The organism is Delftia sp. WSY_7, from assembly GCF_043104845.1.
Classification (GTDB): domain Bacteria; phylum Pseudomonadota; class Gammaproteobacteria; order Burkholderiales; family Burkholderiaceae_C; genus Comamonas; species Comamonas tsuruhatensis.
On record NZ_JBICLB010000044.1, the window covers coordinates 70570 to 91289 of the forward strand.

Sequence of the window (20720 nt, forward strand, 5' to 3'; positions counted from 1 at the left end):
GAAGGGCGGCGCAGGCCATGGCGCAGATGGAACCACATGACTACCTGGAAAAACACCCGCGACTGGCTGGAAACACTGGTCGCATTCGACACCACCAGCCGCAACTCCAACCTGGCGCTGATCGAGTGTGTACGCGATGAGTTGGCCACGCTGGGCGTGAGTGCCCGATTGTTCCACTCTCCGGACGGCGCCAAGGCCAATCTCTTCGCCACTTTGCCGGCCAGCAATGGCGAAACGCAGGGTGGCATCGTGCTGTCCGGCCATACCGACGTGGTGCCGGTCGATGGCCAGCAGTGGAGCACCAACCCCTTTGCGCTCACCGAAAAGGGCGGGCGCCTGTATGGGCGCGGCAGCTGCGACATGAAGGGCTTCATCGCCGCCTCGCTGGCGCTGGTGCCCGAATTCCTGGCCACGCAGCGCGCCAGGCCCGTGCACCTGGCCTTCTCATACGACGAGGAAATCGGCTGCGCGGGCGCGCCCGTGATGATCAACCAGCTCAAGGCCGAGGGCGCGCGCTTCGACGGCTGCGTGGTCGGCGAGCCCACCAGCATGCAGGTCGTGGTGGCGCACAAGGGCATCAACCTCTACCGCTGCCGCGTGCACGGCAAGGCCGCGCATTCGTCGCTCACGCCGCGCGGCAGCAATGCCATCGAATACGCGGCGCGGCTGATCTGTCGCATCCGGGACATCGCCGACCACTTCAAGGCGCACGGCCCCTACGACGAATTCTTCGACGTGCCCTTCACCACCATGACCACCAACCAGATCCAGGGCGGCATCGCGGTCAACACCATCCCCGAGCTGTGCGAATTCGCCTATGAATTCCGCAACCTGCCCGGCATGTCGGTGGACGGCATCCAGGCCCAGGTCGAGTCCTATGTGCGCGACGAACTGCTGCCGCGCATGCGTGCCGAGTTCGCCGACGCGCGCATCGAGATCGAGACCGGCGCCAGCGCGCCTGCGCTGGAAGCCTCGGAAGAAGCCGCCATCACCCAGCTGGTGCGCGCGCTGACCGCCGACCAGGAAAAGCGCAAGGTGGCCTACGGCACCGAGGCCGGCCTGTTCCACAACGCCGGCATTCCCACCGTGGTCTGTGGCCCCGGCTCCATCGAGCAGGCGCACAAGCCCGACGAGTTCGTCGAGCTGGCCCAGCTCGACGCCTGCGAGCGCTTCCTCAGCAAAATGGGCACGAGTCTGTGATCACCCCCTGAGTCGCTTCGCGCCTTCCCCCTCTCTTCGGAGGGGGACGACACCCTTGCTGCGGGGCGGCCCTTGCTCGGTGTCCCTCGCCTTGGGGGCGCGGGAGTTTCGAGGTCAAGCTCAAGAAATCTCGTCTTGCCCCGCTCAGCGCACAGGAATGGCGATGGGCCGCAGCGGCGCGGCGTCGCCGCCGCGGATCTTGAGCGGGCCGCCGATGAAGGCGAACTCGTAGACCTTGTCGCGCGACAGGTCGTCCAGCGCCACCAGCTCCATGATGGGCACGCCCTTTTGCGCCAGCAGGTAGCTGTGCAGCGGTACGTAGTCGTCGTCCACCTCGGACGGGAACGTCTCCAGGCTCAGGTTGTCGGCGCCCACGATCATGGCGCCGCCTTCCTCCACCAGGAAGCGCGCGGCATCCAGGCCCAGGCCCGGCGGCTTGGCCATGTAGGCCTGGGGCTGGCCGTACAGCTTCATGCGGCCCGTGCGCACCAGCACGATGTCGCCCTCCTGCAGCGTCACCTTCTGGCGTGCCAGCGCATCCTTGAGGTCCTGGCGCGTGATGCGGTACTGGTCGGGCAGCATCTCCAGGCCCTTGGCGGCCGCCACGTCGATCAGCACGCCGCGCGCCACCAGCGGCGGGAATTTCTCGATGCCCGTGCGCTGCCAGCCCCGGTCGCCCAGGTGCTGGTCGGCGCTGAAGCCGTTCCAGATCCTGCCGCGGATGCCGAAGTGGTTGAGCGCATCGATGTGCGTGCCCGTGTGGCTGTACATGGAAAACGCCGTGCCCGTGTAGCTGCGCGTGGCGTTCATGTCCTTGCCCACGTTCATCGGGTCGTCCACCACGGTGCCGCGCGGCGTGTGCGTCATCCAGAACTGGTAGTGCGGATCGCCCGCGTCCTGCCAGCTGGGCATGCCCACGTAGTACTCGGTGGCCAGGTCATAGACCTGCCCGCCCGTGATGCGCTGCAGGATGGCCGCGCGCGAGGCCGGCGTGATCAGGTTCAGGCGGCCGATCTCGTCGGCCGGCCCCCAGGGGCTGGTGCCCACGTCCTGGCGTGCGCCGGCCGGGGGCTCGTGGCCGCCATGGGCCTGGGCCGCGGTGCCCGCGAAGGCGGCGGCCAGGGCGATCACGAGAGAGGGCAGCGCCATGCGGCGAGCGAAGCGTTGGAGAGTCATGCAAGAGTCCTTGGTCTGCTGATAAAGGGCGCGCATGCCGCGCGCGAGGGAAGGCGGAAAACGCCGATGAAAAAAAGCAAAGACGGGGGCGCTCAGGCCGCCAGGAAGTGCAGCCGTTCGCGCAGCGCAGCCAGCGACTGGGTCTGCAGCGGCGGCAGGCCCGGCGCGATCAGCGTGGGAATGGAGCGCAGGCCCATGCGCTGCGCCAGAGCGCGGTCCTGGCGCACCTGCTCCAGCGCCTGGGCGCCTTCCATGCAGCCTGCGAAGGCGTTGCGCTCGAAGCCCGTGCGCGTGGCGATGTCCAGCAGCACTTCGGCGTCGCCGATGTTGCGGTGCTCGCTCATGTGGGCATGCTGGATGGCGTCGAACAGATCCCAGTGCGCGTCATCGCCGCCCAGGATCTGGGCCGCCTGGCAGGCCAGTGCGCCGGCCATGCCGCTGGGGTACTCGAAGGCCTCGCGGCGCATGCCCTCGATGTCGATGCGGTCCTCGTCGTCATGCTGCGCGCAGGCCTGCCAGTGCTCCAGGATGACCTGCTTGGCGCGCTCCATGGAGCCGAAGGCCGCCACCATCTCGGCGCGCGAGGCCTGCAGCACGAAGCTGCGGTGGCGCACGCGCAGGCCCAGCTCGCGCGCCACCTGGCGCAGGCGTGGCGACATCACGTAGCACCAGCCGCAGACCACGTCATGGAAGAAGTCGATGGCGGGGGCGACCGCAGGCGCCGCTGCGGGCGCCGCCTGCAGGGCCTGCTGCGGCGAGGCGGCCGCCGCATCTTGCGCGGGCAGGGCGCAGGAAAAATCATTGCATTGCGTCATGCTTGTGTCCTTCATGGCTGTGATGGACGGCAAGCGTAGGCCGCAGGCCCGGCGCGAAAAAGGGGCGCGCGCTTGAGGAACTCTTAACGCGGCGTCAACAATCCCCGCCCATGGCGGCGGGCAGCTCCTCGGCCAGGAAGTCCACGAAGGCGCGCACCTTGGGCAGCAGGTGGCGCTGCGTGGGATAGACCGCGTAGACATGGCGGGCCTGCGCGGCCTGGTCCGCAAGGTCCAGTGCGACCAGCTGGCCTGCCGCAATCGCCGGCCGCGCCAGGAACGAGGGCAGGGCGCCAATGCCCAGGCCCGCCACCAGCAGGTCGCGCAGCATCAGGCTGTTGTTGACGTTGGCGCGCGCCTCGGACGGCGCCTGGGGAATCTCGCCCGCTTCGCGGGGCGCATGCGCCAGGCTGTAGTTCAGCAGCGCATGGCCGCGCAGCCCGGCGGCACTGGCCGGGCGGCCATGCGCCTGCAGATAGGACGGGGCCGCGCACAGCATCTGCGACAGCGAGGCCAGGCGCCGCGCGATCAGCGAGGAGTCCGCCAGCTCCGCGCTCAGGCGGATGGACACATCGAAGCCCTGGCCCACCGCATCCACCAGCCGGTCTTCCATGGACAGGTCGATCTGCAGCTGCGGATGGCGCTGCATGAAGCGCGCCAGCAGCGGCGACAGCGTGCTCAGCGCAAACGACAGCGGCGCATTCACGCGCAGCCGGCCGGCCACCTGCTGCGACTGCGCGCGCACCGACTGCTCCAGCGCATCGAATTCATCGAGCAGGCGGCAGCACTCGGCGTAGTAGGCCTGGCCCGTGTCGGTCAGGCTCATGCGGCGCGTGGTGCGCTGCAGCAGCACGGCGCCCAGATGGGCTTCGAGCGCGCGCAGCTGCTTGCTCAGCGCGGCCGAGGACAGGTCCAGCGCGTCGGCCGCCTTGGCGATGGAGCCCAGTTCTACGATGCGCCGGAAGGCGCGCAAGGGGGTCAGCGTATCCATGGGGAAAAAGCAAAGAGTGGCGCGCAGCGTAGCAGGCCGCTCGGGTTTGCCGGGGCATGCCTGCGGGGGCAGGGGCGACAATCGCCAGGTACGGCGCGCCCGCCGCGCCTCTTTGTCTTCACCGAATCTGTCCATCCCATGCCCCAGACCACTCCCGCCTGCCCCCAGTGCGGCCTTGAAAACACCTATCCCGACGCCACCAGCTACATCTGCCCCGACTGCGCCTTCGAATGGCCCATGCAGGCCGAAGAAGAGTCCGGCGAAGCCGCCGCTGGCGACGGCATCGTGCGCGACGCCAACGGCAATGCGCTGGCCGACGGCGATGCCGTGATCCTGGTCAAGGACCTCAAGGTCAAGGGCTCGTCCACCGTGCTCAAGAAGGGCAGCAAGATCAAGGGCATCCGCCTGGTCGATGGCGCCGACGGCCACAACGTGGACTGCAAGACCGAACTGGGCTCCATGCTGCTCAAGTCGGAGTTCCTCAAGAAGGCCTGAGCATGCTGGCGCTGTCGCTTGCGGTATCGGCGGTCCTCGGGCTGCTGGCGCTGTGGGTGTTTGCGCCCCTGTTCATTGCGCTGACCGCTGGCGCAGTGGTGGCCCTCATGCTGCTTGCGGTGGCGGGGCGCATAGGCCACACAGAGCGCACCGCGCGCACCCTGCCCGTGGCGGGCTGGTGGGCCGTTGCGCTGTGCGCCGGCGCGGCCTGCGTGGCCATGCTGGTGCTGCTGCCCGACCGGCTCGACGGCGCGCCCTTCCTCGCCTTCGGCATGGGCCTGCTGGCAGCCACCTGCGCCGGGGCGCTGGTCTGGTTGACGGGCTGGCTGATCGCCGGGCGGCAGCCTGTGCAGGTGTCATGGTGGACCGGATCGGCCCTGGCCGGCCTGGGCGCCTTCCTCGCCCTGCTGCTGGGCGGCCCCGATACGGCGGGCTGGATGGCCTGGCGCGACCAGCTGCGCGGCTACGAGGCCGTGCCGCTGCGCATCACGCTGGCCGAAGCGCCCACGGCGCAGCGCGAGCAGGCCCTGGCCGAACTGCTGCAGCCCTTGCTGGAGCAGGGCAGCCGCGCCGTCAGTCATCGCCAGTCCACGCGCTTCGGCAACTCGGTCGAGCATGCCGTGGTGCCCGCCCGCTGGCGCATCGAGGGCACTCTGCTGGAGGTCATGCTGGCCGAGAAACCGCCCGCGCCCCTGCTCAGCGCCCATGTCGCTTTGCTGGAGCAGTTCGCCGCCAGCGGCCCCGCCCAGGCGGGCCAGGCACCGTCCTGGCTGATGCTGGCCAGCGCCCAATGCCTGCCGCCGCCGCGCCTGCGCGAGCTGTCGCGCCTGCTGGGCCAGGGCAGCGAGCTGCTGGCCCGCGCGCGGCGCTGCACGCAGCAGCGCTCGGCGCAATTGCAGCGCCTGTGGCCGCTGCTGGCCGGCAGCGTCGAGCGCGTGGAGGTGGGCGAGGCGCGGCGCTTTCATCCGTGGCTCGGCCTGCAGCGCTGGAAGGCTGTGGCACCTACCGACAATCCGGAACCCTAGGCGGGCTCCACATCCTTCCACTGGCCGGGCTCCAGGCCGTCCAGCGTGTAGGGCCCGATGGCCGCGCGCACCAGCCGCAGCGTGGGGTGGCCAATGGCCGCCGTCATGCGGCGCACCTGGCGGTTGCGGCCTTCGCGGATGACCAGCTCGATCCAGCAGTCGGGAATGTTCTGGCGCACGCGGATGGGCGGGTCGCGCTGCCACAGCACGGGCGGCGGCTCCAGCCGGCGCGCCTGCGCGGGCAGCGTCATACCGTCGTTGAGCTGCACGCCCTGGCGCAGGGCCTGCAGCGCGGCCTCGTCGGGCAGTCCCTCGACCTGTACCCAGTAGGTCTTCTCCATCTTGAAGCGCGGATCGGCGATGCGCGCCTGCAGCGGGCCGTCATTGGTCAGCAGCAGCAGTCCTTCGCTGTCGGCGTCGAGACGGCCTGCCGCATGCACGCCCGGCACGTCGATGTATTCCTTGAGGCCACGCCAGCGGCCCTCGGGGGTGAACTGGCTGAGTACGCCGTAGGGCTTGTTGAAGCACAGCAGGCGTGAGGGGCCGGTGTCGGGCCGGTCGGCGAAGGCGGTCTGCAGGCGCCGGGATGGGCCCGCAAAGGAGCGCGAGGGAGGGCGTTTTCTGGGTTGCATGGACTCAGCGATTGTCGTCGGGATAGACCGCACGCACGCACTCCAGCCAGGCCCTCGCCGCGCGTGACAGATAGCCGCTGCGCCACAGCTGCACCACGTCCCAGTGCAGTTCAGGCCCCACCAGCGGGCGGCTGGACACGCGCCGGGGGTCGAACCGCGCGATCACGTGCTCGAACATCACGGCCACGCCCACGCCTTCTGCCACCAGGTCGCCGATGAAGTCCCAGTAGCGCGTCTGCAGCCGCACCTGTGGGCTGAAGCCTGCCGCCGCGCAATGTTCCAGCACGGCCTGGTGCAGGGCGAAGTCCGAGGTGTAGAACACAAAGGGCCGCCGGGCCAGCTCGCTCCAGTGCACGGGTGCGTCCGGGTCGGGCACCTCGTGCGCGGCAAAGGCCACGCGTGTCTTCTGGTGGGCGATGGTGCAGTACTCCAGGCCCTCTCCGGCCAGGTCACCACTCGCCTCGCCCGCGCCGTGCAGGCCCAGCGCCATGTCCAGCTTGCCGTCCAGCAGCAGCTGGCGCTGGGCGCGTGCGCCCTGCTCCTGCACATGCAGTTCCACGCCCGGATGCAGTTGCTGAAAGCGCGCGATCACGGGCGCCATGTAGTGCCCGGCCGTGGGCATGATGCCCACGCTCAGGCTGCCGCGCGCAATGCCGTCCACCTCGGCCACCTCCTGCAGCAGCTGGCGTGACTGCTCCAGCACCTGCAGGCCGCGCGCATGGACCACCTGGCCTGCGTCGGTCAGTTGCACACCGCGCCCCTCGCGCAGCAGCAGCGGGCCGCCCAGCTCCTCCTCCAGCGCCCGCACCATCTTGCTGATGGTGGGCTGGGTCACATGCAGCGCCTCGGCCGCACGCGTGAAGCTGTTGCAGCGCACCACCTCGACAAAGTAGCGCAGCGCGCGCAGGTCCATGAGGATTCCTTTTGTGCATGGGAAAAATGGAGATTATTCATTTTACGAATCTGAGTGCAAACCCTAGGATTTCCCCATGTCAAAGATTTCCGCCATGCCCGTCCTGAGGCCGCAGGTGTTTCAGGGCCTGCTGCACCGCTGCTGGCCGCTGCTGCGCGGCGTGCTGCAGGTGGGGCTGCTCAGTGCGCTGTGGGTGGCCATGGAGGCCGTGCGCGCCCATTTCGGCTGGGGCATGCCGGCCGGGCTGATCGGCTTCGCCCTGCTGGCCACGGGCCTGTTCAGCGGGCTGGTCAAGGCGCGCTGGCTGCAGGGCGGCACCAACTGGCTGCTGGCCGAGATGCTGCTGTTCTTCGTGCCCGCCATGCTGGTCGTCACCGAATACACCGAGCTGATCCAGCACCAGGGCCTGCGCATCCTGGGCGTCATCGTGGCCAGCACGGCCTGCGTGATGGCCGCCACGGCGCTGGCCGTGGACCGCGTCTACCGGCTGGAGCTGTGGCTGGCCCGGCGCCGCTCCACGCGCGCCGGGCTGCACAGGGAGCAGGAATGAACGCCATGTCCGACCAGACGATAGGCCTGCTGTCGCTGCTGGCCACGCTGGCCTGCTATGCGGCCAACAAGCGCGTGTACCGCCGCCATCCGCATCCGCTGCTCATGCCCATCGTCGCCACGCCCATGGTGCTGATCGCGCTGGCGCTGCTGACCCATGTGCGCTACCCGCAGTACATCGCCCAGACGCACTGGCTGGTCTGGCTGCTGGGCCCCACCACGGTGGCCTTTGCGCTGCCCCTGCACGAAAACCGCCACTTGCTGCGCAAGCACTGGATGTCGATCGCCACCGGCGTGCTCGTGGCCAGTGGCGTGTCCATTGCCACCACCATCTGGTTCGCACAGGCCTTCGGACTGCCCGTGGACCTGCAAAAGGGCCTGGCCGTGCGCTCGGTGACCACCCCCTTCGCCATCGAGGCCGAGCGCGTGCTGGGCGGGCCCACCGACCTGGCCGCGCTGTTCGTGCTGCTCACGGGCGTCAGCGGCATGCTCATGGGCGAGACCATCCTGCGGCTGCTGCCGCACGTGCGCAGCAAGCTGGCTGCGGGCGCCATTCTGGGTGGTGCCGCGCATGGCAGCGGGGTGGCGAAGGCGCGGCAGTTTGGGGATGTGCAGGCGGTGGTTGCTTCGTTGGTGATGATGATTGCGGGGGCGTTGAATGTGGTGGTGGCGCCTTGGGTGAGGGTGCTGTTTTTCTGAAGTGATTTGCTGAAGTGATGCGGGAGCTGCCATCCTTGACCGGGGTTTGATGGCTGGGGCTTTTGGGGGCCTGGCTGTCTTTGGGTTTGGGGCGGGATGGGGCTGCCCGTGAGGGCGTCCGCATGCCTGGCACATGGTCTTGACTCCCGCCCACCTTGTTTGCTTTTGGCTTAGGTGCAATCTTTTGCCCCTGCCGGGTGGTTGTTTTTCGAGGCCGGGTCTCGGCCCGGCGGCCGACTCACTTTCTTGTCTCGCTACAAGAAAGTGAGCAAAGAAAAGCGCCCGAATGTCCGCGACCCCTTCGCTGCGCTGCGGGGCCACCTGCGCCGTGGCGGTTGCGGGGTTCGCCGTGAAACTCACTTCGCGCTGCGAGCTACGTTCAAACAATCACGGCGAGTCAGGTGACGAAGCAGTCCTGTCCTTCGGCAGGACTGCAACCCCGCAACCGCCACGGCGCAGGCGCGGACATACGGGGAGTGGGCGCGGGCCTTCGCTGCGCTCGGCCTGGAGTGCTGGGGCGCTTGCCCTCTTGAAAGCCTCTATCATCGCGGCAGCCCCCTGTTCCGGGGCCGGTGCGTAAGAACACCCAAAACGAAGCGGTGCGGCCTCGCCGTCAAGGAGGCCTTGTCACGTCTGATTTCCGGAGCGTGGGCGCAAGCCTGCGTTCCTGCGGTTACGGACGGGATGGGGCTACCCGCAAGGGCGTCCGCACGGCTTCGTTCGTGTTCTTAACATCCCGTCCACCTGTCTGTGCGTAAGAACACGGGCCGGTGGTTTTTGTTCTCACGAAGGAGTACGAAACCATGCACGGCATTTCTTCTTTTGCATTCCCCTCTGCCACCCAAGCGCCTCACTCTGGCGCATCTGCCGTGGGAAGGGTTGCGCCATGAGTACCGCTTCCACAACCCTGACCCAGCCCACGCCGCAGCAGTTGAGCCATGCCGTGACCGAGATCGGCCGGCTGACGCTGCAGGGCAGCAGCGAGGTGTATTCGCTGGGCCAACTGGCGCTGGCCTGGCTGGAGCGGCCCGAGGGCTACCGCAATCTGGAGGTGGTGGCCAATGCGCTGCAGGCCATTTGCGGGGCTGCGCAGCGGATGGAGGAACTGGTGGAGGACGAGGTCAACTACGTGCATTGCCTGCAGGAAGACCCGGCGTATCTGCGGCGGATAGCGGCTGCTGCGGCGGCGTTCCAGCGCTGATTCAGGCTTTCTTGTGACAGGCCTGCCGGGGCATTGCGCCCCGGGTTTCGGTAAATCACTTCTAAGCTTTGTGAATCTAGATGTATGTAGTCTGCATGGGTGTGTGCACAGACCGTGATTCACTGAGACTTTTGATGACCCAGAGAATTCCTATCATGGGATACGGTTTACGGTTCAAGGAAACCAGCGGCAGTCCCCTTATTCGCCACCGGCCTGTCCATCCTTGTTTAGGAATGTTTGGTAGATCAGATATGGAATCAACGAAACTACCAGCCACCACCAGCTAGATTGTATGTAGGCCAGAACCCAGCAAGTCCAGGCGAATATTACGGCACACCAACCAAAAATGATCGAAAAGCGAGGAGTTTTCATTAGGGTGTCTTCACGCCACTGAAACCCTACTGGACATAAGTCATATGGAAAATAATGCAGGCCATGAGATTCAGTCGCTGATCTTCTTGAACCGGCCGGATTTATCCCATCCACGGCCCTTTTCGCAGGAGACCTGTGCATATCCAAGATCCTTTCTTATGATGATGTCTTCGCTGATAGCACATATTTCTCCTTTTTCCACAACAAAGGCGATTACGAGTGGGTGATCGTTGTTTGAATAAATATTTACCGTGTCTGTAGCCTCCCATCGACCTGTTGGTTCATAGCTGCAAGCAACCAATGTGGCGGCGAAAATAGGGCCCATGAATCGAGTAATTTTTTTCATCAATTTGCCTTTGAATAGTTCACTTTTCTAATTACACGCCCAGATTTGGAAACTGCAAGCAGTAGTTCCTTGGGAGAGGTTAGATGGCCGGATGAAGGATTGTTCTTGAACCGAGGATCGTGGGAGAGAATGCCTATCATCTCAAGAATCTCAGCAACATTGGTGGAGCAGCTGTTGGCTGTGATGCTGTAGGGTTTATTCTCCTTTACCCTTTTGTCAAGCTCCTTCTTGACAATTGATTTCTCTTCATTGGACAGGCGTATCACTAGGCCGATGATATCTCTTTTAACTCTATGTATATTTTCATAAATATACTCTTCTCGATCCAGAACTGCATATTTTGTCGGCGCACGACTGTATATCTTTCCATCGATATCAATCGCAGCATGCCCCCATTGGGACCCTGAGCTGATAAACCTTCCATCAAAGATGAACACCTCGATCGTAGGCTCCTCGATCATCGGCTCCGGCCCCATGAATTGCGCCATGCGCCGTTCGTAGCCAAAGATTGCTGGCGGCTGGGCCAGCAGTTCGAACATGCGGGTCGCTGGTGCAATCCGGCCCTGGGTCATGACGGGCGAGCCGGACAGTTGCTGAAAGGTGGCGATCGAGCGCTCCAGTGCCCTGGACCATCTGCCGTCCTCGCGCAGCAGTTTGCGGCAGGGATCGCGCTGCATATGTCCGTTGAGCAATTGCTGGACAGTGAACACGTCTTTGGGATGATTCATTGCCGCCCGCCCCACGGGGCCGGAAATTCTTGCAGTTGTTGCCATGGTCTCCCTCCGGTATGGACGCCGGCCGGCTGAAGCCGGCTCTCACGTTGAGGAAGATGCTATGCAAGGCCCTGGTGCAATTGAAGGGGCGGTTTGCACTTTCGCGCACGGGATTTGACTGTGGGCGCAACGACGAATGAAAAAACGCCATCCGCATCGTTTTGTTGCGGATGGCGTCAGGGATGAAAGCAGTCGCCAGGTCCTGGCGGCTGCTTTGGGGCCTGCCTCAGGCCAGCGTGTAGGCGGTCTTCACCGTCGTATAGAACTCCTGCGCATAGCGGCCCTGTTCGCGCGGGCCGTAGCTGCTGCCCTTGCGGCCGCCGAAGGGCACGTGGTAGTCCACGCCGGCCGTGGGCAGGTTGACCATGACCATGCCGGCCTGGCTGTGGCGCTTGAAGTGGGTGGCGTGCTTGAGGCTGGTGGTGGCAATGCCTGCGGCCAGGCCGAAGGGGGTGTCGTTGGCCACGGCCAGGGCTTCCTCGTAGTCCTTGACGCGGATGACGCTGGCCACGGGGCCGAAGACTTCCTCGCGGTTGATGCGCATGGCGGCCTGGGTGTCCACGAACAGGGTGGGCGCCATGTAGTAGCCCTGGTTGCCGCTGCCGGTGTGGCAGGCGGCGGCAGCGCCGCCGGCAGCCAGCACGGCGCCTTCGGCCTTGGCGATTTCCACGTAGCTCAGGTCCTGCTCCAGCTGGGCCTGGCTGACCACGGGGCCCATGTCGGTGCCTGCGGCGCGGGCGTCGCCCACCTTGATCCTGGCCATGCGGGCCTGCAGGGCCTCGATGAAGGCGGGGTAGATCCTGTCGGTGACGATGAGGCGGCTCGATGCCGTGCAGCGCTGGCCCGTGGAGTAGAAGCCGCTTTGCGCGGACAGCTCCACGGCCTGGGTGAGGTCGGCGTCGTCCAGCACGATCTGCGGGTTCTTGCCGCCCATCTCCAGCTGCACCTTCTTGCCGCTTTCCACGCAGGCGCGGGCAATGCCGCGGCCCACGCCGACGGAGCCGGTGAAGCTGATGGCGGCCACGTCGCTGTGGCGCACCAGGGCATCACCGATGACGCGGCCCGGGCCCATGACGAGGTTGAAGACACCGGCCGGAATGCCCGAGCGGTGAATGATGTCGGCCAGCGCCCAGGCGCTGCCGGGCACGAGGTCGGCAGGCTTCAGGACCACGCAGTTGCCGAAGGCCAGGGCCGGGGCGATCTTCCAGGCGGGAATGGCGATGGGGAAGTTCCACGGCGTGATCAGGCCCACCACGCCGACGGGCTCGCGCGTGATTTCCACGCCGATGCCGGGGCGCACGGAGGGCAGGGTTTCGCCGGCCAGGCGCAGGCATTCACCCGCGAAGAACTTGAAGATCTGGCCTGCGCGGCCGACTTCGCCAATGGCTTCGGGGCGGGTCTTGCCTTCCTCGCGCGCCAGCAGGTCGCCCAGCTCTTCCTTGCGGGCCAGGATTTCGTTGCCGATCCTGTCCAGGGCGTCGTGGCGGGCCTGGATGCCCGAGGTGCTCCAGGCGGGAAAGGCCGCGGCTGCCGCGGCGATGGCGGCTTCCACATCGGCGGCATTGCCCTGGGCGTACTCGCCGATCACATCGGACAGGTCGCTGGGGTTGGTGTTGGCGCTGTAGCCGTCGGCGGCCTTCCATTGGCCGTTGATGAGGTTGTCGTAGCGGGACATGAGGTGCTCCGGGAAAGGGGTAACGGAAGGAAGGGGTCAGCGGACCATGCAGGGGCGCTTGTTGTCGAAGGTCCAGCCCGGGATCAGGTACTGCATGGCCATGGCGTCATTGCGGGCGCCCAGGCCGTGCTCCAGGTACAGGGCGTTGGCGCGCTGCAGCGCGGCGCGGTCCACGGTGACGCCCAGGCCCGGGGTCTTGGGCACTTCGACGAAGCCGCCCTTGATCTGCAGCGGGTTCTGGGTGAGGTACTGGCCGTCCTGCCAGATCCAGTGCGTGTCGATGGCCGTGACCTTGCCGGGCACGGCGGCGGCCACGTGGGTGAACATGGCCAGCGAGATGTCGAAGTGGTTGTTGGAGTGCGAGCCCCAGGTCAGGCCCCAGTCGCGGCAGGTCTGGCCCACGCGCACGGAGCCGGCCATGGTCCAGAAATGCGGGTCGGCCAGCGGGATGTCCACGGACTGCAGCGACAGCGCATGCACCATCTGGCGCCAGTCGGTGGCGATCATGTTGGTGGCCGTGGGCAGGCCGGTGGCGCGGCGGAATTCGGCCATGACTTCGCGGCCCGAGAAGCCGTTCTCGGCGCCGCAGGGGTCTTCGGCATAGGCGAGCACGCCGTGCATGTCGCGCATGAGGCGGATGGCGTCCTTGAGCAGCCAGCCGCCGTTGGGGTCCAGCGTGACGCGCGCCTGCGGGAAGCGCCTGGCCAGCGCGGTGACGGCCTCCACCTCCTGCTCGCCTGCCAGCACGCCGCCCTTGAGCTTGAAGTCGTTGAAGCCGTAGCGCGCGTGCGCCGCCTCGGCCTGGCGCACGATGGCGGCCGGGTCCATGGCGGTCATGTGGCGCACCTGCGTCCAGTCGTCGCTGCCGCTTTGGTCTTCGCCGGGCCTGACGTAGGGCAGGTCGGTCCTGTCGGTGGGGCCGGTGAAGAACAGGTAGCCCAGCATCTCCACGCGGTCGCGCTGCTGGCCTTCGCCCAGCAGGGCTGCCACGGGCACGCCCAGGTGCTGGCCCAGCAGGTCCAGCAGGGCCGATTCCACGGCGGTGACGGCATGCACGGCAATGCGCAGATCGAAGGTCTGCAGGCCGCGCCCGCCCGTGTCGCGGCCGGCCAGGGCCTGCTGCACGTTTTGCAGCAGCTTGAGGTGGTTGCCCACGGACTGGCCGATGAGCAGCGCCTTGCTGTCCTCCAGCGCCTGGCGTATGCCTTCGCCGCCAGGCACTTCGCCCACACCGGTGTGGCCCGCGCTGTCGTGGATGAGCACGATGTTGCGCGTGAAGTAGGGCGCATGCGCGCCGCTGAGGTTCATGAGCATGCCGTCGCGGCCGGCGACGGGAATGACTTCGATCTCGGTGATGGTCGGGGTGGAGGACATGGCGTGCTCTTGGATCGTTTGGATCGGTCTCTGGGAAAAAAAGGGCTATGCGGTGGCGGCGGTGGCCGGCTGCTGCGCGGCCGACCAGGGCACTTCGGCCTCGGGCCGGCCCGTGGCGATGAACTGCGCCAGGTTGCTCAGCACGAGGTCGGCCATGGCGCGGCGGGTTTCATGCGTGCCGCTGGCGATGTGGGGCGCAAGCACCACGTTGTCCTGCGACAGCAGCTCGGCATGGGGGCGGGGCTCGTCCTCGAACACATCCAGGCCCGCGCCCGCGATGCGGCCCTGCTGCAGGGCCTGGACCAGGGCGGCCTCGTCGACCACGCTGCCGCGCGCCACGTTGACCAGAAAGCCCTGCGGGCCCAGAGCGTCCAGCACCTCGGCGTTGACCAGGTGCTGCGTGCCGTCGCCGCCTGCGGCCGTGATGACGAGGAAGTCGGCCCAGCGCGCCAGTTCCAGCAGCGAGGGCTGGTAGAGGTGGGGCGATCCCTCGACCGGGCGGCGGTTGTGATAGGCCACCTCCATGTCGAAGCCGGCCGCGCGGCGCGCCACGGTGGAGCCGATGCGGCCCATGCCGAAGATGCCCAGGCGCTTGCCGCTGGCGCGCGTGCGGATGCCGAAGCGGCCCTGCCTCCAGTCGCCCCGGCGCACGAAGCGGTCGGACTCGCTCAGGCCACGCGCGGCGTCCAGCAGCAGGGCAAAGGCCATGTCGGCCACGCAGTCGTCGAGCACGCCGGGCGTGTAGCCCACGCGGGCTCCCTGGCGCAGCAGGGACTCGCGGTCCAGCGCGTCAAAGCCCACGCCGAAGCTGCTCACGAAGCGCAGCTGGGGCAGGGCCTGCACCACGCTCGCGGGCACGCCCATGGCGGCCGAGGTGACCAGGTATTCGAACTGCGCGCCGTGCTCGGCGAGAAAGCGCTCGCGGTCGGGCTGCTCGGACAGCAGCGTCACCTCATAGGCCTGGGCCAGCTCGGCATCGAGCTGGGGCAGCGGCATCTTGCCGAACTGGAGAACGCGTGGACGGGAGGTCGCCATGCCTTGGAATCCTTGGAACTTGCAGGGGCTGCAAGCCCCGGTGAAAAGGGCCTGCGGTGCGCAGGCCAGCGGGAACGGCCCTGGGGCCGGCCCGTTGTTTCCAGCTCAATCAGCGGTGATTTTTCGGGTCTGGATCAGTTGCTTCCAGCGCTCCGACTCCTGGGCCTGGTAGCGCGTGAATTCCTCGGGCGTGTTGCCCACGATCTCCAGGCCCTGCTCCACGAAGCGCTTGCGGATGTCGGGCTGCTGCACGGAGGCGATGGCGGCCTTGGCCAGCTTGGCCTTCACATCGGCGGGCAGGCCCTTGGGTGCGGCCAGGCCTTGCCAGGAGTAGACCTCGGCACCCTTGACACCGACCTCTGCCAGCGTGGGCACATCGGGCAGCACGGGCGAGCGCTGGCTGCCGGTCACGGCGATCGCATGCAGCTTGCCGCTGCGCAGATGGGGCAGCACAGCGTTGACGTTCTGGAACGAGAAGTCCACCTGGCCGCCGATCAGGTCGGTGATGGCCGGGGCGCCGCCCTTGTAGGGAACGTGCATGCCTTCGGTGCCGCTTTGCTGCCAGAACAGCTCGGCCGACAGATGGTCCGAGGAGCCGTTGCCCGAGCTCGCGAAACTGATCTTGCCGGGGTTGGCCTTGAGCGCGGCGATGACCTCGGCCACGGTGCGGGCCTTCTGCGCGGGGCTGGCCACGAGCACGTTGGGCGCCTGCACGGGGATGGTGATGTAGTCGAAGTCCTTGCCTGCGTCATAGGGCACGTTCTTGACCAGGTGCGGCGTGACCACGAAGGGGCCCAGCGAGGCCACCAGCAGCGTGTAGCCATCGGCCGGTGCGCGCTTGACGGCGCCTGCGCCGATGGTGCCCGTGGCGCCGGGGCGGTTTTCCACCACGAAGGGCTTGCCCAGCTGCTCGCCCATGCTCAGGGCCATGGCGCGGGCCACGGTGTCGGTGGAGCCGCCAGCCGGGAAGGGCACGATGATGTTGACGGCCTTGTCCGGGAAGCTGCCGGCCGCCTGCGCCGTGAGGGCCAGTGCGGCACCCAGCGCGATCAGAATCTTTTTCATGTTCTTGTCTCCTGGGGGGCGCAAGGGCCGGACTGGCCCCTGCGCCCGGTCTTGTGGCTTATTGGGGGCCGAGCTTGTCGATCAGGGCCTTGAGCTCTTCCAGCTCGGAGGGCTTGAGGTCCGTCAGCGGGGCGCGCACGGGGCCGGCGTCGTGGCCCACCAGCTTGGCGCCGGCCTTGATGATGCTCACGCCGTAGCCTTCGACGCGGTTGCGGATCTTCAGGTAGGGCATGAAGAATTCCTTGAGCAGCTTGTGCTGCGTGGCCATGTCGTCGGTGCGCACGGCTTCGTAGAACGCCATCGCCGTCCTGGGGATGAAGTTGAAGACGGCCGAGGAGTACACCGGCGTGCCCAGGGCCTTGTAGGCGGCCGCATAGACCTCGGCCGTGGGCAGGCCGCCCAGGTAGGCGAAGCGGTCGCCCATCGTCATGAAGATGGAGGACATGGTCTCGATGTTGCCCATGCCGTCCTTGAAGCCCACCAGGTTGGGGCAGCGCTCGGCCAGGATGGCCAGCGATTCGGGCGTGAAGCGGGTGCGGTCGCGGTTGTAGACGATGACGCCGAACTTCACGCTCTTGCAGACCTGCTCCACATGGGCGATCAGGCCTTCCTGGCCGGCTTCGGTCAGGTAGTGGGGCAGCAGCAGGACGCCGTGGGCGCCCAGGCGCTCGGCCTCCTGGGCGTGTGCGATGGCCGTGCGCGTGGGGCCGCCGGCGCCCGCGATGATGGGCACCTTGCCGCGGCAGGTGTCCACGGCGGTCTTGATGATCTGGCCGTATTCCTCGCCGTACAGCGAGAAGTACTCGCCCGTGCCGCCGGCCGCGAACAGCGCGCTGGCGCCGTAGGGGGCCAGCCATTCGAGGCGGGCCGCATAGCCCTTGGCATTGAAGTTGCCGTTGCTGTCGAAGTCCGTCACGGGGAAGGACAGCAGGCCGGAACTCATCACGTCTTTGAGGTCTTGGGGGGTCATGGTGCTCTCGGGAATAAGGTGGGGAAGAAAGAAAAAAGGGTGGAATCAGTCGAGCTTCAAACCGGCTGTCTGAACCACTTTTTGCCAGCGCTGGCGTTCGGTGGCCAGGAAGCGCGCGGTCTCGGCGGGGTTCATGGTCACGACCTCGGCGCCCTGGCCCGTGAGGCGGGCGCGCACCTCGGGCGAGCGGATGGCGGTGATCAGGGCCTCATGCAGGCGCTGGACCACGGCCTCGGGCGTCTTGGCGGGAACGACCACGCCTTGCCAGGTGCCGGTCTCGAAGCCGGGCACGCCCTGCTCGGCGATGGTGGGCACGTTGGCGGCCAGCGGCATGCGCGTGCCCTTGGACAGTCCCAGCAGCTTGAGCTTGCCGCTTTGCACATGGGGATAGGTGGCCAGCATGCCGTTCATCAGCACCTGGGTCTGGCCGGCCACCGTGTCCTGTATGGACTGCACGCCGCCCTTGTAGGGCACGTATTCCCAGCGGGCGCCCGTGGCGCGCGCCAGTTCCACGCCGGCCAGGTGCGGGGCGCTGCCCGTGGCGGTGACGGCAAAGCTCAGGTCTTCCTTCTTGGACAGGGCCACCAGCTCCTGCAGGTTGTTGGCCGGCACCGAGGGGTGGACCACCAGCAGGTGGGGCGAGTAGGCCAGCATGGCGGTGCCGCGCAGGTCCCGGGACAGGTCGAAGGACAGCTTGGTGTAGAGCGAGGGCGAGATGGCCAGCGCACCCAGGTCGCACAGCATCAGCGTGTGGCCGTCGGGCTGGGCCTTGGCCACCATGTCGGCGCCCAGGTTGCCGTTGGCGCCAGGCTTGTTCTCGATGACCACGGGCTGCTTGAGTTCCGCCGACAGCAGCGGGCCGATGGCGCGCGCAATGATGTCCGAGCTGCCGCCCGGCGGGTAGGGCACCACCAGGCGCAGCGGCCGCGTGGGCCAGTTGCTCTGGGCCAGCGCGCCGGCGCCGGTGGCCACGAGGGCGGTGGCGCCAGCGGCGCGCAGGAATTGCTTTCGGCTCAGGGTCATGCTCTTGTCTCCGGGTTTTATGTTGTCAGTTGTCGTACAACTGGAGCGAATTTTCAACCGAGACATGCATGCCGTGATAAAGGGTTTTCCCTTGGTTGTCTGAATTCCTGTGCCGGCGCCATCGGTCCCGCAGGGCGCAGGGCGGTCCAGGATGCCCAGAAGGCGTCAGGCGGCGCTGGTCTTTTGCGCCAGGCGCAGGCGTTCGCGGCTGTTGGTCAGGTGGATGCGCATGGCCGCGCGGGCCGAGTCGGCGTCCTGGCGCTCGATGGCGGCGAGGATTTCCTCATGCTCGCGGTTGACGCGGCGCAGGTAGTCGGGGTCGCGCTGGGGCTGGTGGATGGAGGCGATGCGCGTGCGCGGAATCAGCTGGGCGCCGAAGTGGCGCAGGATGTCGCCGAAGTAGCGGTTGCCCGTGGCCTCGGCGATCTGGGTGTGGAAGGCCAGGTCATGGGCCACCGTGTCCTCGCCGCGCGCAAAGGCGATCTCGAAGGCCTGCAGCGCCGTACGTATGCCCTGCAGCTGCTCGGGGCTGCGGCGCAGCGCGGCCAGGCCGGCGCTTTCGGTCTCCAGGCTGATGCGCAGCTCCAGCACGGCCATCACGTCCACGGCGGCCGTCAGCTCGTCGGCATTGAGCATCAGCGTGGATGCGGGCTGGGCGGCGCGCACGAAGGTGCCTATGCCATGGCGCGTCTCCACCAGGCCCGAGGCCTGCAGGCGCGACAGCGCCTCGCGCACCACGGTGCGGCTGACTTCGTAGGTCTGCACCAGCGACGATTCCGTGGGCAGCTTCTCGCCTTCGGCCAGCAGGCCGTTGCGGATCTTGCTCGCGAACTCGTCGAACAGCAGGGCGGCCAGATTGCGGCCGCTGCGACCGGACTTTCCTCGCAGGGGAAGCTCGATCGTTGGGGGTGATGCGGGAAATCCCTTTGCCGAACTTTCCATGGTGCTGATCATAATCGCTCCAAGTTGTACGACAACGTATCACAAGACGTCAACGCTTTCGCAGATTTTTCCGATTTTCCGACCCCGTCCGCAGTCCAGATGAGCACCTCCCAAGCGACCCACGCGATCCGCCACGTCCGCATCACGCCCATTGCCTTCCGTGATCCGCCGCTGCTCAATGCGGCCGGCATCCACGAGCCCTGGGCGCTGCGCTCCATCATCGAGATCGAGACGGCCTCGGGCCTGGTCGGCATCAACGAAAGCTACGGCGACCAGCCCATGCTCGATGCGCTGGCCAAGGCCGCGCCCGCGCTGGTGGGGCTGTCGCCCTGGGCGCTCAACGAGATGGAGGCCCGCGTCGCGGCCCTGGTGGCACCGCCTGCGCTGACGGCGTCGGAGTTCCTGGGCCAGCAGGTGTCGCTGGCGCCGGGCACACATGTGTCCAAGACCGTGGCCAAGGTGGTCAGCGCCTTCGAGGTCGCCATGCTGGATCTGCAGGGCCAGATGGCCGGGGCGCCCATCGTGGACCTGCTGGGCGGGGCGGCGCGCAACAGCGTGCCGTTCTCGGCCTACCTGTTCTACAAGTACGCCGAGCACATCGACAGGCCCTATGGGCCAGATTCTTCGCCCGACGCCTGGGGCGAGGCCCTGGCGCCGCAGCAGCTGGTGGAGCAGGCGCGGCGCATGATTGCGCAGTACGGCTTCCAGAGCATCAAGCTCAAGGCCGGCGCGCTGCCGCCCGAGCAGGAGGCGGCCGGCATCCTGGCGCTGGCCGATGCCTTTCCGGGCACGCCGCTGCGCATCGATCCCAATGGCAACTGGACGGTGGAGACCAGCCTGAAGATCGTGCAGCAGCTGCAGGGCGTGCTCGAGTACTACGAGGACCCGGCGCCCGGCCTGGACGGCATGGCGGCCGTGGCACGCGAGTGCGATGTGCCGCTGGCCACCAACATGGTGGTCACGGACTTTGCCGAGTTCCGCCGCAATGCCGACATGGGCTGCCCCGTGAAGATCGTGCTCAGCGACCACCATTACTGGGGCGGGCTGCGCGCCACGCAGCGCCTGTCCACGCTTTGCCGCACCTTCGACCTGGGCTTGTCCATGCACAGCAACTCGCACCTGGGCATCAGCCTGGTGGCCATGACGCACCTGTGCGCCAGCGTGCCCCTGCTGACCTATGCCTGCGACACGCACTACCCCTGGCAGGACGAGGAAGTGGTCGAGGGCGGCCGGCTGCAGTTCGAGCAGGGCAGCCTGCGCGTGCCCACGGCGCCCGGCCTGGGTGTGCGGCTGGACCGCGAGGCCCTGGCCCGCCTGCACGACAACTACCTGCACTGCGGCATCCGCAACCGCGACGACCTGGGGCAGATGCGCAAGTACGACCCCGCGTTCACCGGCCACCAGCCGCGCTTCTGAACCCGCTTTCACACCATTCCAACGACAAGCCCTTCC

General features: G+C 67.1%; 21 protein-coding genes. 7 read left to right on the plus strand and 14 right to left on the minus strand.

The window, feature by feature from the left end; translation table 11 throughout:
- Positions 1-36: 36 nt before the first annotated feature.
- On the plus strand, positions 37-1200 hold the full coding sequence (gene argE, locus ACF8ME_RS23905) for an acetylornithine deacetylase (RefSeq protein WP_046984422.1): 1164 nt from the start codon (positions 37-39) through the stop codon (positions 1198-1200).
- Positions 1201-1344: 144 nt separating this feature from the next.
- Here the strand turns inward: argE and ACF8ME_RS23910 are convergent, their stop codons facing one another.
- The 3 genes from ACF8ME_RS23910 to ACF8ME_RS23920 all read right to left on the minus strand — a co-directional run bounded on the left by ACF8ME_RS23910 (position 1345) and on the right by ACF8ME_RS23920 (position 4179).
- The gene (locus ACF8ME_RS23910) at positions 1345-2376 is read right to left on the minus strand and encodes a cyclase family protein (protein ID WP_016448695.1); all 1032 of its coding nucleotides are present in this window, start codon (positions 2374-2376) and stop codon (positions 1345-1347) included.
- Positions 2377-2468: 92 nt separating this feature from the next.
- Positions 2469-3191 (minus strand): DsbA family protein, encoded by a 723-nt coding sequence (locus ACF8ME_RS23915; protein ID WP_016448694.1) that lies wholly within the window; start codon positions 3189-3191, stop codon positions 2469-2471.
- A 94-nt stretch (positions 3192-3285) separates the two neighbouring features.
- Positions 3286-4179, minus strand: a complete 894-nt coding sequence (locus tag ACF8ME_RS23920) for a LysR family transcriptional regulator (RefSeq protein WP_392418453.1) — start codon at positions 4177-4179, stop codon at positions 3286-3288.
- Between the two features lie 138 nt (positions 4180-4317).
- Here ACF8ME_RS23920 and ACF8ME_RS23925 point away from each other — a divergent pair, with 138 nt between their 5' ends.
- Together ACF8ME_RS23925 and ACF8ME_RS23930 are read left to right on the plus strand one after the other, a co-directional pair.
- Complete coding sequence (locus ACF8ME_RS23925; RefSeq protein ID WP_013800120.1) at positions 4318-4674, plus strand: zinc ribbon domain-containing protein YjdM; 357 nt, start codon at positions 4318-4320, stop codon at positions 4672-4674.
- 2 nt (positions 4675-4676) lie between these two features.
- Positions 4677-5699, plus strand: a complete 1023-nt coding sequence (locus ACF8ME_RS23930; protein WP_392418455.1) for a hypothetical protein — start codon at positions 4677-4679, stop codon at positions 5697-5699.
- Here the strand turns inward: ACF8ME_RS23930 and ACF8ME_RS23935 are convergent.
- Entirely contained in the window at positions 5696-6331 is a 636-nt protein-coding gene (locus tag ACF8ME_RS23935; RefSeq protein WP_012202181.1) for a pseudouridine synthase, read from the minus strand. The genes ACF8ME_RS23930 and ACF8ME_RS23935 overlap by 4 nt on opposite strands.
- Before the next feature lie 4 nt (positions 6332-6335).
- On the minus strand, positions 6336-7244 hold the full coding sequence (locus ACF8ME_RS23940) for a LysR family transcriptional regulator (protein ID WP_046240704.1): 909 nt from the start codon (positions 7242-7244) through the stop codon (positions 6336-6338).
- 76 nt (positions 7245-7320) lie between these two features.
- Here ACF8ME_RS23940 and ACF8ME_RS23945 point away from each other — a divergent pair, with 76 nt between their 5' ends.
- The 3 genes from ACF8ME_RS23945 to ACF8ME_RS23955 all read left to right on the plus strand — a co-directional run bounded on the left by ACF8ME_RS23945 (position 7321) and on the right by ACF8ME_RS23955 (position 9693).
- Positions 7321-7794 (plus strand): CidA/LrgA family protein, encoded by a 474-nt coding sequence (locus ACF8ME_RS23945; RefSeq protein ID WP_034368601.1) that lies wholly within the window; start codon positions 7321-7323, stop codon positions 7792-7794.
- A 5-nt stretch (positions 7795-7799) separates the two neighbouring features.
- Positions 7800-8492: an LrgB family protein gene (locus ACF8ME_RS23950; RefSeq protein WP_061287476.1), complete on the plus strand. Its 693-nt coding sequence runs from the start codon at positions 7800-7802 to the stop codon at positions 8490-8492.
- An 886-nt stretch (positions 8493-9378) separates the two neighbouring features.
- The gene (locus ACF8ME_RS23955; RefSeq protein WP_272206603.1) at positions 9379-9693 is read left to right on the plus strand and encodes a hypothetical protein; all 315 of its coding nucleotides are present in this window, start codon (positions 9379-9381) and stop codon (positions 9691-9693) included.
- 442 nt (positions 9694-10135) lie between these two features.
- On the opposite strand, the gene ACF8ME_RS23960 is transcribed toward ACF8ME_RS23955, so the two are convergent.
- The 9 genes from ACF8ME_RS23960 to ACF8ME_RS24000 form a co-directional block, all read right to left on the minus strand.
- Positions 10136-10411 (minus strand): hypothetical protein, encoded by a 276-nt coding sequence (locus ACF8ME_RS23960; protein WP_157760026.1) that lies wholly within the window; start codon positions 10409-10411, stop codon positions 10136-10138.
- The gene (locus ACF8ME_RS23965; protein WP_392418457.1) at positions 10411-11184 is read right to left on the minus strand and encodes a hypothetical protein; all 774 of its coding nucleotides are present in this window, start codon (positions 11182-11184) and stop codon (positions 10411-10413) included. Before ACF8ME_RS23965 ends, ACF8ME_RS23960 begins: the two co-directional genes overlap by 1 nt.
- A gap of 226 nt (positions 11185-11410) precedes the next feature.
- Positions 11411-12859: an aldehyde dehydrogenase family protein gene (locus ACF8ME_RS23970; RefSeq protein WP_016448686.1), complete on the minus strand. Its 1449-nt coding sequence runs from the start codon at positions 12857-12859 to the stop codon at positions 11411-11413.
- 36 nt (positions 12860-12895) lie between these two features.
- On the minus strand, positions 12896-14233 hold the full coding sequence (locus ACF8ME_RS23975) for an enolase C-terminal domain-like protein (RefSeq protein WP_016452156.1): 1338 nt from the start codon (positions 14231-14233) through the stop codon (positions 12896-12898).
- Between the two features lie 45 nt (positions 14234-14278).
- Positions 14279-15268 (minus strand): 2-hydroxyacid dehydrogenase, encoded by a 990-nt coding sequence (locus tag ACF8ME_RS23980; protein WP_313283988.1) that lies wholly within the window; start codon positions 15266-15268, stop codon positions 14279-14281.
- 105 nt (positions 15269-15373) lie between these two features.
- The gene (locus ACF8ME_RS23985) at positions 15374-16333 is read right to left on the minus strand and encodes a tripartite tricarboxylate transporter substrate binding protein (RefSeq protein WP_313283989.1); all 960 of its coding nucleotides are present in this window, start codon (positions 16331-16333) and stop codon (positions 15374-15376) included.
- A 58-nt stretch (positions 16334-16391) separates the two neighbouring features.
- Positions 16392-17303: a 5-dehydro-4-deoxyglucarate dehydratase gene (gene kdgD / locus ACF8ME_RS23990; protein ID WP_016448682.1), complete on the minus strand. Its 912-nt coding sequence runs from the start codon at positions 17301-17303 to the stop codon at positions 16392-16394.
- Between the two features lie 45 nt (positions 17304-17348).
- Positions 17349-18326: a tripartite tricarboxylate transporter substrate binding protein gene (locus tag ACF8ME_RS23995; protein ID WP_026062356.1), complete on the minus strand. Its 978-nt coding sequence runs from the start codon at positions 18324-18326 to the stop codon at positions 17349-17351.
- A gap of 165 nt (positions 18327-18491) precedes the next feature.
- Positions 18492-19280: a FadR/GntR family transcriptional regulator gene (locus ACF8ME_RS24000; protein WP_034366548.1), complete on the minus strand. Its 789-nt coding sequence runs from the start codon at positions 19278-19280 to the stop codon at positions 18492-18494.
- A gap of 87 nt (positions 19281-19367) precedes the next feature.
- Here ACF8ME_RS24000 and ACF8ME_RS24005 point away from each other — a divergent pair, with 87 nt between their 5' ends.
- On the plus strand, positions 19368-20684 hold the full coding sequence (locus ACF8ME_RS24005; protein WP_392418459.1) for a glucarate dehydratase family protein: 1317 nt from the start codon (positions 19368-19370) through the stop codon (positions 20682-20684).
- The last annotated feature ends 36 nt before the right edge of the window (positions 20685-20720 follow it).

Excerpts from the sequence above, each read along its gene's own strand:
- argE (WP_046984422.1), top strand. The coding sequence starts at position 37 with ATGACTACCTGGAAAAACACCCGCGACTGGCTGGAAACACTGGTCGCA.
- ACF8ME_RS23910 (WP_016448695.1), bottom strand. The coding sequence starts at position 2,376 with ATGACTCTCCAACGCTTCGCTCGCCGCATGGCGCTGCCCTCTCTCGTG.
- ACF8ME_RS23915 (WP_016448694.1), bottom strand. The coding sequence starts at position 3,191 with ATGACGCAATGCAATGATTTTTCCTGCGCCCTGCCCGCGCAAGATGCG.
- ACF8ME_RS23920 (WP_392418453.1), bottom strand. The coding sequence starts at position 4,179 with ATGGATACGCTGACCCCCTTGCGCGCCTTCCGGCGCATCGTAGAACTG.
- ACF8ME_RS23925 (WP_013800120.1), top strand. The coding sequence starts at position 4,318 with ATGCCCCAGACCACTCCCGCCTGCCCCCAGTGCGGCCTTGAAAACACC.
- ACF8ME_RS23930 (WP_392418455.1), top strand. The coding sequence starts at position 4,677 with ATGCTGGCGCTGTCGCTTGCGGTATCGGCGGTCCTCGGGCTGCTGGCG.
- ACF8ME_RS23935 (WP_012202181.1), bottom strand. The coding sequence starts at position 6,331 with ATGCAACCCAGAAAACGCCCTCCCTCGCGCTCCTTTGCGGGCCCATCC.
- ACF8ME_RS23940 (WP_046240704.1), bottom strand. The coding sequence starts at position 7,244 with ATGGACCTGCGCGCGCTGCGCTACTTTGTCGAGGTGGTGCGCTGCAAC.
- ACF8ME_RS23945 (WP_034368601.1), top strand. The coding sequence starts at position 7,321 with ATGTCAAAGATTTCCGCCATGCCCGTCCTGAGGCCGCAGGTGTTTCAG.
- ACF8ME_RS23950 (WP_061287476.1), top strand. The coding sequence starts at position 7,800 with ATGTCCGACCAGACGATAGGCCTGCTGTCGCTGCTGGCCACGCTGGCC.
- ACF8ME_RS23955 (WP_272206603.1), top strand. The coding sequence starts at position 9,379 with ATGAGTACCGCTTCCACAACCCTGACCCAGCCCACGCCGCAGCAGTTG.
- ACF8ME_RS23960 (WP_157760026.1), bottom strand. The coding sequence starts at position 10,411 with ATGAAAAAAATTACTCGATTCATGGGCCCTATTTTCGCCGCCACATTG.
- ACF8ME_RS23965 (WP_392418457.1), bottom strand. The coding sequence starts at position 11,184 with ATGGCAACAACTGCAAGAATTTCCGGCCCCGTGGGGCGGGCGGCAATG.
- ACF8ME_RS23970 (WP_016448686.1), bottom strand. The coding sequence starts at position 12,859 with ATGTCCCGCTACGACAACCTCATCAACGGCCAATGGAAGGCCGCCGAC.
- ACF8ME_RS23975 (WP_016452156.1), bottom strand. The coding sequence starts at position 14,233 with ATGTCCTCCACCCCGACCATCACCGAGATCGAAGTCATTCCCGTCGCC.
- ACF8ME_RS23980 (WP_313283988.1), bottom strand. The coding sequence starts at position 15,268 with ATGGCGACCTCCCGTCCACGCGTTCTCCAGTTCGGCAAGATGCCGCTG.
- ACF8ME_RS23985 (WP_313283989.1), bottom strand. The coding sequence starts at position 16,333 with ATGAAAAAGATTCTGATCGCGCTGGGTGCCGCACTGGCCCTCACGGCG.
- kdgD (WP_016448682.1), bottom strand. The coding sequence starts at position 17,303 with ATGACCCCCCAAGACCTCAAAGACGTGATGAGTTCCGGCCTGCTGTCC.
- ACF8ME_RS23995 (WP_026062356.1), bottom strand. The coding sequence starts at position 18,326 with ATGACCCTGAGCCGAAAGCAATTCCTGCGCGCCGCTGGCGCCACCGCC.
- ACF8ME_RS24000 (WP_034366548.1), bottom strand. The coding sequence starts at position 19,280 with ATGATCAGCACCATGGAAAGTTCGGCAAAGGGATTTCCCGCATCACCC.
- ACF8ME_RS24005 (WP_392418459.1), top strand. The coding sequence starts at position 19,368 with ATGAGCACCTCCCAAGCGACCCACGCGATCCGCCACGTCCGCATCACG.